Here is an 11061-nt window from a genome sequence, read left to right on the forward strand (position 1 = left end):
CGGGGCGGGCTCCCCCGCCGGCTTGCCGGCCCATGTAGTCTAGTTACCTTTCACTGCCGCCCGGCCGGCGCGGCCCACGACGCGGGGACCCGGGCCCCGCCGCCGCGAAGCGGCGGATCGCGGGCCTCCGCACGGACCGTCAGGTGATGTCCTGGGCCGCAGCGGCGCCGGAGTGATGGGATCGGGTGGAGTCACGGAATGTTCTCCGTTCTTCGGCGCGGGCGTGGGAGCGCTCCCGGACAGAATGGCACCGATCTGCCCGGCTATCAACCGACGTCGATGGATTTCCGGGACCGATTCGCCGCGGGTGAGTTGGCGGAGCGGCGTTCAAGGAATTGCCCGATGTCCCCGGGCGGGAGCTGGACGACAGCACGGTCGCGCTGGCCGGCGGTCTCGTCGCCGCCTTCAATCCGTGCGGTTACGCCAGGCCCTCTGACCATGGTCGTCTCCGGGCCGGGCGGCTTGCTCCGCGCGCTGCGGCCGGCTCTCGGCCCCCGGCGAGGACGACGCGATACGACCGGGCGTGTGCGGGGTGACGGCTTTGACGGTGCGGGTCTCATTGCGCCGTACCGGTCTCGCGGATGCGGGATCTGCGCCCAGGGCACGGCTTGAGCCGATGGACCGGAAAGGTCAGCAGGCGGGAGCCTGCTGACCATTCTGGCGCTTACCGATGACTCAGGCCCGGGTCCATTTCTGGCTGCTGGCGCCGGAGCAGTCCCAGAGGTGGAGCTGCGAGCCGTTGGCGGTGCCCCGGTTCACGATGTCCACGCAGCGGTTGGCGGCCGGGTTGACCAGGTCGCCGGCTGCCGAGAGGGTGAACTTCTGCGCGTTCGTGCCGTTGCAGGTGTAGAGCTGGATCGCCGTACCGTTGGTGGTGCCGGCGGCCGCGGCGTCCATGCACTTACCCAGCGCGCGGACGCTGCCGTCGCTGTTGAACGACCACTGCTGCGCGGCGGTGCCGTTGCAGTCGTAGGTCTGCAGCCGGGCGGCGTCCACCGGGTTGGCGCTCGGGATGTCGATGCAGCGGCCGCTGAGGCTGGACTTGAGCGCGGTGCCACCGCTGGGCGGCGGCGTGGTCGGCCCGGTGTTCGACGTGCTGACGTGTACGTAGTCGATCAGCATCCGGCTCTCGGCGGGCAGCCCGGCGGGGTTGCCCTGACCGAAGTTACCGCCGACCGCCAGGTTGAGGATGATGAAGAACGGGTGGTTGAAGACCCAGCTCACGTTGCCCTTGGCGGCCGACAGCGAGGCCGGGGTGGCGCGGAAGTACTCCTGGCCGTCCACGGTCCAGACGATCAGGTTCGCCGACCAGTCGACGGCGTAGTTGTGGAAGGCCTGGTACCACGGCGAGCCGGCGACGAGGGTGTTGCCGTACGAGCTGCCGCCGGAGTAGCCGGGGCCGTGCAGCGTGCCGAACAGCCGGTTGGGGTCCCGGCCGACGACCTCCATGATGTCGATCTCGCCGTCGGCCGGCCAGTTGCCGCCGCCGAGCATCCAGAAGGCGGGCCAGAGGCCGGAGCCGTTCGGGACCTGGATACGGGCCTCGATGTGGCCGTACTGCTGGGTGAACTTGCCGGCGGTCTGGATGCGGCCGGAGGTGAACTGGCAGGTGCCGTTCCAGCAGTCGTTGTGGCCGCCACTGCCCTTACGCGCCGTGATGACCAGGTGGCCCTGCCCGTCCATGGCGACGTTGTTGGTGCCGCTGGTGTAGTACTGCAGCTCCTGGTTGCCGAAGCCGCTGCCGCCGGTGTCGAAGTTCCACTTCGACGAGTCGACGCCGGTGCCGGCGCCGCCGTTGAACTCTTCGTTCCAGACCACGGCTGCTTCGGCTGTGTCGCCGCGTGATGCGACGGCGAGGCCACCGCTGAGTGTCACCACGACGGCTGCCGCGGCGATGAGGAACCTGGACTTTCGCATGGGGGATGCCCTCCGGGGGAGAGGTTAAATATGTTAACAGTCTTGTTAGATTGATTGGCATCAGTCAAGCGAAACCGGTTCCGGAACTGTTCCAGCAGGTAGTTGATGTGTTGAAGTTCCGGCGTCAGGCAGAACTCAGACGGTCGGAACTGTTCCGCCATCGATCACGTACTCGGCGCCCACGATGGCCGAGGCGCGGTCCGAGACCAGGAACCCGACCAGGTCGGCGATCTCCTCAGTGTTGGCGAACCGTCCCAGGGGTACGCCTCCGAGGGAGTCGTAGATGCTCTGCTTGGCTTGTTCGCGGCTGATCCCGTTGCCCTCGGCGATCCGGTCCACGAACCTCTCGTAGGCCTCCGTCTCGATCCCGCCGGGGCTGATCGCGTTGACGCGGACGCCGCGCGGGGCGAGCTCGTTGGCCAGCCCCTTGCTGTAGGTGCGCAGCGCGGCTTTCGCTGCCGCGTAGGCCAGGGACGCGTCGTACTGAGGAAGTTCACGCTGGATCGAGGTGAAGTGCAGCACGACCGCCGACCCGGACTCGATCATCGCCGGGAGGAGAGCTCGATCGAGCCGCACCGCTCCGAGGAGGTTCAAGTTCAGCTCGATCATCCACTGCTCGTCGGTGATGACCGCGAACCCACCGGACGGCGTCGAGGCACCTCCGACGACGTGCACCAGGATGTCCAGTGCGCCGCCGGTCTCGGTGATCCGGTCGGCCACCGCGCTCGCGCCCTCGACCGTCGAGGTGTCGGCCGCGATGAACCGGTCGGGGTGCTCGTACCCCTCGGGCATCGTCCGGGCCGTCACGTAGACGTCGGCGCCCATCTCCCGCAGTCTTTCGACGACGGCCTTGCCCGAGCCCTTCGATCCGCCCGTGACCAGCGCACGGCGCCCATCGAGACGATCACGATCTGAAGTAGGCATGCTCTCTCCTCCGACGTCAGGATTCGTGGTTGGCGATGACGAGTTCGGTGATGACGCCCTCACGGATCGTGAACCGGTAGTCGAGCTCGGCGACGCCGCCCGGGAAGGTCCCCTCGAGCCGCAGGGTCACCACCCAGTGGTCGTCGTCAACGCGGGCAGCACCGATCTGCTCGGTCGTGTACTCGAACTCCGAGCCGGCGTCCCGCAGGAACGCGTGAATCTGCTCTCGGCCGCGGAAGGATTCGCCCTGGTCGACAGCCACCGCATCCTCGGCGAAGAAAGACGATGCTGTGTCGGCGTCGCGGACGACGTGAGCGGCGAGGAAACCGCGGACGGTGGTCGGGAGCGAATCGGACCGGAGGTCGTTGGGGTGTGTCATGAGCCCACCGTGGGGCCTCGCGGCGCAGGAAGGTCAAACGCTGGACTCTCTCCCTGGGAGAGCCTTCATACTGCGGGGGTGCTGACGATCGGGGAGTTCTCGCGCCTGACCCACCTGAGCGTGCGGACCCTGCGCCGGTACCACGAGGGCGACCTGCTGGAACCCGCCGTGGTGGACGAGACCTCCGGCTACCGCTACTACGCCGTCGAGCAGATCCCGACCGCCCAGGTCATCAACCGGCTCCGCGAACTCGACGTCCCCCTGAGCGACGTGCAGCGGATCCTGCGGTCCCCGGACCCCGGTGTCCGCGCGACCCTGATCGCCGACCACCTCCAACGCCTGGAGGCCGAACTCGACCGCACCCGGGCCGCGGTCGCGTCGCTGCGCCGCCTGCTCCGGCCCGACCCCGCGCCGATCGACGTGGAGCTCCGCGCCGAGCCCGCCCGCACGGTCGCGGCGGTGGCGGCCGTCGTCGACGAGGGCGAGGTCGAAGCCTGGTTCGCGGGCGCAATGGCCGAGTTGAAGGTGGCCGTCGGCGACGCGGTGACCGGTCCACCCGGTGGCACCTACGACAACTCCCTGTTCGAGCAGGGCCGTGGTCACGTGTTGGTCTACCTGCCGACGGACGCCCCACCTCGTACTGGGCGGGTGCACGCCGCGACCCTGCCCGCCGCGGAACTGGCAGTGGCCACCCACGTCGGCGAGCACGATGGCGTCGAGGTCACCTACGGCCAGCTCGGTACCTGGGTCGTGAAGAACGCGATGTCGGTGGCGGGGCCGGTGCGGGAGGTCTACCTCGTCGGACCTCAGGACGTAAGCGATCCGTCCGCGTGGCGCACCGAGATCGGGTGGCCGGTGTTCCGAGTGACCTGAGTTGAGCCGGCTCAGCGGTGGCGCCCGTCTTGCATACTGTGGCTCCCTCTAGTGTGGAGCGTGCAGCGATGATTCGCAGAGCCCTGTCAGCCGTCGGTATCGGCTTTGCCATGGTGCTGGCCACCACGACCCCGGCCTCCGCGGCGCCGGCTATCGAGCGTGACTACGCCCCCGCGACGGGCTCCATCACCAACCCCACTGCCTGCGTGTATGTCGAGGACCACGATCTCAATCCCGGCACGGGCTGCTTTGCGGCGGCCGGAGACATCCTCTACGCGGCGGACAACCAGTCCGACGGACACTCGGTCGCCCTGCACTGGCTCAACTATCGGGACGGCTCGCTCTACCGGGAGGGCTACTGCATCCAGACCCATGGGAAGGACACCGGAGGGCGATGCAACAAGAATTTCCTCGAGGGTTCCAGTCTCTGGATCAGGGCGTGCACCTACGAGTCGAGCACGAACAGGGAGGTCTTCTGCAGCTCCTACGAGAAGACGTACGCCTGAGCGGTTCCGGGCAATTGCCACCGGTCATTCCACGGTCGCGACCCGGGTTCCGGTCTCGTACGACCTGATGACGGCTTCGGCGAGCAGCAGCGCCCGCCGACCGGCGCTGACGGGTACGGGAGGAGGGCCGCCGGCCCGCAGCGCGGCGAGCAGCTCGTCGACGTGCCGGTCGAAGGTGGCGTGGAAGCTGCGGTCGGTGTCGTTGAAGTATCCGGCCTGCCAGACGTGGGCGGTCTCGTCCGCGGCGCGCTGGAAGCTGTAACGGCGCACGGTGTCGTCGATGAGGATCCTTCCCGCGGTGCCGTTGAGCTCGACCCGGTGGGTGTCCTGGTAGGCGTAGGACGAGTCGTACGAGCCGACCAGGCTGCCGACCGCGCCGTTGCCGAACCGCACCGCCACGACGAGCGTCGACCAGCCGTGCCCGCTCGGGTCGGCCAGTTGCGCCATGACCGACTCGATCGGGCCGCAGAGGTGTTCCAGCAGATCCAGGCCGTGGCACTGGGTCTCGATGAGGTTCGCGTGCGGGTGGCTGCTGGTGCCGGGCTCGCCACCGAAGCGCCAGGTCGCGAAGGCCAGCCGGCCGAGGTCTCCGCGGTCGATCGCTTCGGCCGCCAGGCGCACGGGTTTGGCGTACCGGTGATTGAAGTTGATCCCGACGAACAGGTCTCGCCGGGCCGCTTCGGCGATCAAGGTGTCGGCCTCGGGCAACGCGAACACGAGCGGCTTCTCCAGCAGCAGCGGCACTCCGGCCCGGATCAGGCGCAGCGTCGGCTCGTAGTGCCGCTCGTTCGGCAGGCAGACCGTGACCAGATCGGGCCGGGCGCGGTCCAGCATCTCGTCGAGGTCGACGTAGCCGACGGTGCCGAACTCGGTGGCCCGGGCCGCGGTCCGGGCCGGATCCCGGCCGACGACCGCGACCAGGGACGTGTCGGCCCGGCCGGCGAACAGCTCCGCGTGCTGCCGGCCCCACCAGTCGCCGGTGCCGACGACGGCGACCCGCACCGGCACCGGTTCCGGGGACCTCGGGGGCCGGACGACCCCCGGTGCGTATCGTGCCGCGACGTTCATCGCTTCCTCCGGCGGGTGAGGCGAGACTGGATCAGGACCACGACGACGAGGAACGTGCCGCTGACGACCTGTTGGTAGTACGTGGTGAGGGTGCCGACCTGGTTGATCAGGTTCTGGATGACCTTGAGCAGCAGCACCCCGGCGAGGGTTCCGCTGAGCGAGCCGGCCCCACCGGTCAGCAGGGTGCCACCGATCACCACGGCGGCGATCGCCTCCAGCTCGCGGCCCTCGCCGATGGTCGGCAGGCCGGACTGGGTCTGCGCGGCCACCAGTACCCCGGCGAGGCCGGTGAGCAACGCACTCAGTACGTAGACCAGCACCCGGACCCGGGCCACCGGCAGGCCCATCAGCTCGGCCGCCTCCTGGCTGTCGCCGATGGCGAACGTGGCCTGGCCGAACCGGGTCCGGTTGAGGACCACGACCCCGGCGGCGAAGGCCGCCAGCGCGAACCAGACCGGCGCGCTGAGGCCGAGCCACCGGGCCTGGCCGAGCTGGGTGAGGGTCAGGTCGGCCGGGATGATGTACACCTTGTTGCCCTCGTCCGCGACGGCGAACGCCAGGCCGCGGGCGAAGAGCAGGGTGGCGAGCGTGACGATGAACGGCGCGATCCGGGCCCGGCCGATCAGCAGCCCGTTGACCAGTCCGATGGCGCCGCACACAGCGAGGGGCAGCAGCACCGCGGCGGGGGTGCCCCAGCGGGAGCCGTACGCGGTGAGCACCCCGCTGAGCGCGAGCAGCGACCCGACCGAGAGGTCGATCCCGCCGCTGAGGATGACGAACGTCATGCCGGTCGCGATGAGCAGCAGGTATGAGCTGTCCAGGGCGATGTTGCCGAGGTTCCGGCCGCTGGCGAAGCTGTCACCGAAGATCAGCGAACCGGCGACGAGTACCAGCGCGAGCACGATCGGCGTACCGGCCCGGTCGGGACGCCACCACAGCAGGCGGGCGACGGTCCTGGGCTCGGCTCGGGTGGCTGCGCTGTCCTCGACGGCGGTCATGCCCGGCTCCGTCCGCGCTGGACGTACACGGCCGCGACGATGATTCCCGCCTGCAGCATGCGGGCCGTCGAGTCCGGCAGGTCCTGCTGGATCACGGTGGCGGTGATCAGTTGCATCAACAGGGCTCCCATCAGCGTGCCCAGGATGCGTACCCGGCCGCCGGACAAGGGGGTGCCGCCGACGACCACGGCGGTGATCGCGCTGAGCTCGATGAGCAACCCGACGAACGAGGGATCGCTGGCGCCTTGCCGCGCGGTGCTGAGCACTCCGGCGGCGGCGGCCAGCACCCCGCTGATGACGTAGACGATGACCAGGGTGCGCTTGACCGGCAGGCCGGCCAGGGTGGCCGCGGCACGGTTGCCGCCGACGGCCAGCAGCTGCCGCCCGAACGCGGCCCGGTGCACCGCGACTGCCGCCGCGCCGGTCACCACCAGCACCAGGAGCACGCTGATCGGGATGCCGAGGACCGAGTCGCTGCCCAGCGCGCCGAGGACCGGGTCGAAGATCTCGGTCAGCCGGCCGTCGGCGAGCACCAGGGCGATCCCGCGGCAGGCGACCAGCGTGCCGAGGGTGGCGATGATGGGCTGCATGCGGGCGAACGCGACGAGCGAACCGTTGACGCATCCGACGGCGGCGCCGGCCAGCACGGCGATCGCGATGGCCGGCCAGGTGCCGTAGCCCAGGTACAGCGGCAGCAGTGCGGCGCTGATCGCCATGGTCGAGCCGACCGAGAGATCGATGCCCTCGGTGGCGATGACCAGGGCCATGCCGATCGCGACGATCATGACCGGCACGACCTGCACCAGCTGCAGCCGTAGGTTGGCCAGGGTGGCGAAGTTCGGCGTGAAGGCGAGGTTGAAGAGCAGCAGCAGGGCGATAGCGAGATACACCCCGCCGGCCTGGAGCAAGGTCCGGATGTCCGGACGGGTGGGCCGGGCGGTGACGGTGTCAGACATCGGCACCTCCCTCGGACGCCTGGGCGATCGCGTGCATGATGCGGTCCTCGTTGACGTCGTCGCCGCGCAACATGTCGACGACGGCCCCGTCGCGCAGCACGAGCACCCGGCCGGCGCCCTCGACGACCTCCTCGAGTTCGGAGGAGATCAGCAGGACGCCCAGGCCGAGCGCGGCGAGTTCGCTGATCAGCGACTGGATCTCGGCCTTGGCGCCGACGTCGATACCGCGGGTCGGCTCGTCGAGAATGAGCACCTTGGGGTGCAGGCACAGCATCCGGGCGAGCAGGACCTTCTGCTGGTTGCCGCCGGACAGGTCGCTGACCCGCTGATCCGGGCTCGACGTCTTGATCCGGAGCCGCTTGATGAACGTGTCCACGATCTCGTCCTGCCGGCGCCGGGAGACGAACCCCGCGATGGTGAGCCTCGGCAGCGCGGCCAGCACGATGTTGTCGCGAACACTGAGTTCCCCGACGATCCCCTCGGACTTGCGGTCCTCGGGCACCATCCCGATGCCGCTGCGGATCGCGGCGGCCGGGTTCCAGCGCCGGGCGGAGTCGCCGTCGACGCTGACGGTTCCGGCGTCCAGCCCGACGACCCCGAAGATGGCCTTGGCGGTCTCGGTGCGGCCGGAGCCGAGCAGCCCGGCCAGCCCCACGACCTCACCGGCGTGCACCTCGACGCTGACGCCGTCGAGCAGCGGCCGGCGCGTGAGCCCCTCGGCCCGTAACACCGGCGTACCGGTGATCTCGCGCTGGTGGTCGTCGAAGGTCGTCGCGCCGTGCCGGCGGATCTGGTCGACGTCGCGGCCCAGCATCGTGGCCACCAGCCGCAGCCTGGTGGTTCCGGCGACCGGCCCGGTATGCACCAGGCGTCCGTCGCGCAGCACGGTCACCCGGTCGCAGATCCGGAAGACCTCGTCGAGCTTGTGCGTCACGTAGAGCACCGCGGCCTGCCGGCTGCGCAGCAGCCCGACCACGTCGAGCAGGAGATCCACCTCGCGGGGCTCCAGCGAGGAGGTCGGCTCGTCCATGATGACCACCCGGGCGTCGGTGGACAGCGCCCGGGCGACGGCGATCATCTGCTGCACACCGAGGCCGAGTTCGCCGAGCTTGCGCCGTACGTCGACGGCGATCCCGTAGCCCGCCAGGATGTCCCGGGCGTCGCGGTGCATGCGGCGGAAGTCGATGAGGCCGAGCCGGTTGGTGGGTTCCCGGCCCAGATACAGGTTGCCGGCGACACTGCGCATGGGCACCAGGTTGACCTCCTGGTAGATGGTGCTGATGCCGGCGGCCTGGGCGTCGCGGGGGTGCGCGAACGTGGCCGGCTCGCCGAGATAGCGCACCTCGCCGTCGTCCGGCCGGTACACCCCGGTGATGAGCTTGATCAGGGTGGACTTGCCCGCGCCGTTCTCGCCCACCAGCGCGTGCACCTCGCCGGGGTGCAGTTCGAGGGAGACGCCGCTCAGGGCGCGAACGCCGGCGAAGTGCTTGCTCACCGAGCGCACGTCGATGGCGGATGTGGTCATCGGGGCCGCTCACTCTCCACGGGGAGGTCACCGGGGGAGGGCCGCTCGCCCTGCCCCGGTGCTCAGGATTGGGCGTCAGTAGGCGTTGGCGAGCTCGGACCCGGCGTTGTCCCCGGTGTACTCCTTGTCGGAGATGATGGTCTTCTCGACGACGCCCTTACCGCTGTAGAAGTCCTCAAGGGCCTGGAAGGCGAGCGGACCGAAGCGCGGGTTCGACTCGATGACACCGGCGATCCAGCCGTCGAGGATGCCCTGAACGGCGCCCTTCGTACCGTCGATGGTGATGATCTTGATGTCGCCCGGCTTCTTGTCCGCGCCCTTGAGCGCCGCCACCGCGCCGAGCGCCATCTCGTCGTTCTCGGCGTAGATGGCGCTGATCCCGGGATTGGCCGAGACGAGCTGCTCCGTGACCTTCTGCCCCTTCTCCCGGGTGAAGTCGCCGGTCTGCTCCGCGACGACCTTCAGCTTGGAGTTCTTGGCGGCCAGCTGGTCTTTGAAGCCCTTGGTGCGGTCGACCGTCACGTTGACCCCCGACGCGCCGAGCAGAATCGCGACCTCTCCCTGGTCGCCGGTCGCCTTGATCAGGGCATCCGCGGCGCGCTGACCCTGCACCACGAAGTCCGAGCCGATCCAGCCCAGGTAGTCCTGGCAGGCTGTCTTCGTGGTGAGCAGCCGGTCGATGGTCATCACCGGCACCTTGGCGTCCTGGGCCGCCTTGAGCGCGGGATCCAGGCCTTCGGAGTTGAGCGGCGAGATGATCAGCGCCTTGGCGCCCTGGGCGATCATGCCCTGGATGTCGGCGATCTCCTTGTTGAGGTCGGACTGCGCATTGGTGGTGATGAGCTTGATGCCGCGCTTGGCCGCCTCGTCCTTGATGGACTGGGTCTCGGTGATCCGGAACGGGTTGGCTTCCTTCTCCGACTGGGCGAAACCTACGGTGACGGTCTTCAGGTCGAGTTTCGGGACACCGCCGTTGTAGCGCTCCGGCGTGCATCCGGTGGCTCCGGAGGTGGCCTGGACCTGTTGTGCCGCCGAACCGTTCGCGCTGGGAGTGTCACCGCTGTCGGCGGCCTTGGTGCAGCCGGCGGCGAGCACGAGCGCGGCCAGCGTGGCGCCGGCTGCGGCACCACGGATGAGCTGTCTGGGGCGAGGCATCGCTGGCGTCCCTTCACATGGGGGCATGACGGACCAGGGCCCTGCACGGCGAGGACAGGTGCGCAGGTGCCAGAAGTTGAAAGGCTTTGACTCGAACTTGGTCAGATCGTAGCCACGTTGTGGCAACTGCTGTCAATAGCCGAGTCGAAATGACCAGCGATGATCGAGAGTGACGAGAGGCGCCGGTGTGGCGCCGTTACGCCATCTGCACGTCGATGCCTTCCGCGCGCAGCCGGCGTACCACCCCGGGGTCCGCCGCGTCGTCGGTGACCAGCACGTCGATCCGGTCGCTCGGCACCGTCTGGCACATCGTGTCGTGGCCGAGCTTCGTGTGGTCCGCGAGCACGACGACCTGCTTGCCGGCGGCCATCAGCGCCTGGTCGGTCGCGGCCGCGAAGACGTTGGGTGTGGTCAGGCCGCGCTCGGTGGTGACGCCCTCACCGGAGAGGAACACCTGGGCGCCCCGCAGGCCCTGCAGCACCTGCTCGGTGATCGGGCCGACCATCGCACCGATCGAACGGCGCAGCGCGCCGCCGACGAGCACGACGTCGATCTGCGGTGAGCCGATCAGCTCCTGGGTCACCGGGATCGAGTTGGTCACCACGGTGAGCTGGCTGATCCCGGTCAGCCGCCGGGCCAGGGCGGTGGTGGTGCGACCCGGCCCGAGCAGCACGGCGCTGCCCGGCACGACGAGGCCGGCGGCATGCGCCGCGATGGCCTCCCGTTCAGCGCGTACCGGATCGGGTGACGTGCCGTCCGG

General features: G+C 69.4%; 11 protein-coding genes. 2 read left to right on the plus strand and 9 right to left on the minus strand.

All coding sequences use genetic code 11. From position 1 onward, the window contains the following. Positions 1–675 precede the first annotated feature (675 nt). The 3 genes from AB0C29_RS05350 to AB0C29_RS05360 all read right to left on the minus strand — a co-directional run bounded on the left by AB0C29_RS05350 (position 676) and on the right by AB0C29_RS05360 (position 3220). Positions 676–1917 carry a ricin-type beta-trefoil lectin domain protein gene (locus AB0C29_RS05350; RefSeq protein WP_360815463.1) on the minus strand — a complete coding sequence of 414 codons (1242 nt, stop codon included), beginning with the start codon at positions 1915–1917 and terminating at the stop codon, positions 676–678. A 135-nt stretch (positions 1918–2052) separates the two neighbouring features. Further along, positions 2053–2841: an SDR family oxidoreductase gene (locus AB0C29_RS05355; RefSeq protein WP_360815466.1), complete on the minus strand. Its 789-nt coding sequence runs from the start codon at positions 2839–2841 to the stop codon at positions 2053–2055. Positions 2842–2857: 16 nt separating this feature from the next. Further along, positions 2858–3220 carry a nuclear transport factor 2 family protein gene (locus AB0C29_RS05360; protein WP_360815469.1) on the minus strand — a complete coding sequence of 121 codons (363 nt, stop codon included), beginning with the start codon at positions 3218–3220 and terminating at the stop codon, positions 2858–2860. A gap of 78 nt (positions 3221–3298) precedes the next feature. On the opposite strand from AB0C29_RS05360, the gene AB0C29_RS05365 reads away from it, so the two are divergent. Together AB0C29_RS05365 and AB0C29_RS05370 are read left to right on the plus strand one after the other, a co-directional pair. After that, the gene (locus tag AB0C29_RS05365; protein ID WP_360815472.1) at positions 3299–4093 is read left to right on the plus strand and encodes a MerR family transcriptional regulator; all 795 of its coding nucleotides are present in this window, start codon (positions 3299–3301) and stop codon (positions 4091–4093) included. A 68-nt stretch (positions 4094–4161) separates the two neighbouring features. Then, on the plus strand, positions 4162–4599 hold the full coding sequence (locus AB0C29_RS05370; protein ID WP_360815474.1) for a hypothetical protein: 438 nt from the start codon (positions 4162–4164) through the stop codon (positions 4597–4599). Between the two features lie 24 nt (positions 4600–4623). Here the strand turns inward: AB0C29_RS05370 and AB0C29_RS05375 are convergent, their stop codons facing one another. From AB0C29_RS05375 to AB0C29_RS05400, 6 genes are all read right to left on the minus strand, one after another. Beyond that, the gene (locus AB0C29_RS05375; protein ID WP_360815476.1) at positions 4624–5607 is read right to left on the minus strand and encodes a Gfo/Idh/MocA family oxidoreductase; all 984 of its coding nucleotides are present in this window, start codon (positions 5605–5607) and stop codon (positions 4624–4626) included. Positions 5608–5663: 56 nt separating this feature from the next. Further along, positions 5664–6665 carry an ABC transporter permease gene (locus AB0C29_RS05380; protein WP_360815479.1) on the minus strand — a complete coding sequence of 334 codons (1002 nt, stop codon included), beginning with the start codon at positions 6663–6665 and terminating at the stop codon, positions 5664–5666. Beyond that, complete coding sequence (locus tag AB0C29_RS05385; protein ID WP_360815483.1) at positions 6662–7621, minus strand: ABC transporter permease; 960 nt, start codon at positions 7619–7621, stop codon at positions 6662–6664. Before AB0C29_RS05385 ends, AB0C29_RS05380 begins: the two co-directional genes overlap by 4 nt. Beyond that, on the minus strand, positions 7614–9146 hold the full coding sequence (locus AB0C29_RS05390) for a sugar ABC transporter ATP-binding protein (protein ID WP_360815486.1): 1533 nt from the start codon (positions 9144–9146) through the stop codon (positions 7614–7616). Before AB0C29_RS05390 ends, AB0C29_RS05385 begins: the two co-directional genes overlap by 8 nt. Before the next feature lie 75 nt (positions 9147–9221). Then, positions 9222–10301, minus strand: a complete 1080-nt coding sequence (locus AB0C29_RS05395) for an ABC transporter substrate-binding protein (protein WP_360815489.1) — start codon at positions 10299–10301, stop codon at positions 9222–9224. A gap of 196 nt (positions 10302–10497) precedes the next feature. After that, a partial coding sequence (locus tag AB0C29_RS05400) for a DeoR family transcriptional regulator (RefSeq protein WP_360815492.1) occupies positions 10498–11061 on the minus strand: 564 nt, incomplete at its 5' end.

The organism is Actinoplanes sp. NPDC048791 (assembly GCF_040650095.1).
GTDB lineage: Bacteria > Actinomycetota > Actinomycetes > Mycobacteriales > Micromonosporaceae > Actinoplanes.

What these genes read in the sequence shown, in the direction of transcription:
- AB0C29_RS05350 (WP_360815463.1), bottom strand. Translation starts at nt 1,917, where the DNA reads ATGCGAAAGTCCAGGTTCCTCATCGCCGCGGCAGCCGTCGTGGTGACA.
- AB0C29_RS05385 (WP_360815483.1), bottom strand. Translation starts at nt 7,621, where the DNA reads ATGTCTGACACCGTCACCGCCCGGCCCACCCGTCCGGACATCCGGACC.
- AB0C29_RS05370 (WP_360815474.1), top strand. Translation starts at nt 4,162, where the DNA reads ATGATTCGCAGAGCCCTGTCAGCCGTCGGTATCGGCTTTGCCATGGTG.
- AB0C29_RS05395 (WP_360815489.1), bottom strand. Translation starts at nt 10,301, where the DNA reads ATGCCTCGCCCCAGACAGCTCATCCGTGGTGCCGCAGCCGGCGCCACG.
- AB0C29_RS05380 (WP_360815479.1), bottom strand. Translation starts at nt 6,665, where the DNA reads ATGACCGCCGTCGAGGACAGCGCAGCCACCCGAGCCGAGCCCAGGACC.
- AB0C29_RS05390 (WP_360815486.1), bottom strand. Translation starts at nt 9,146, where the DNA reads ATGACCACATCCGCCATCGACGTGCGCTCGGTGAGCAAGCACTTCGCC.
- AB0C29_RS05355 (WP_360815466.1), bottom strand. Translation starts at nt 2,841, where the DNA reads ATGCCTACTTCAGATCGTGATCGTCTCGATGGGCGCCGTGCGCTGGTC.
- AB0C29_RS05360 (WP_360815469.1), bottom strand. Translation starts at nt 3,220, where the DNA reads ATGACACACCCCAACGACCTCCGGTCCGATTCGCTCCCGACCACCGTC.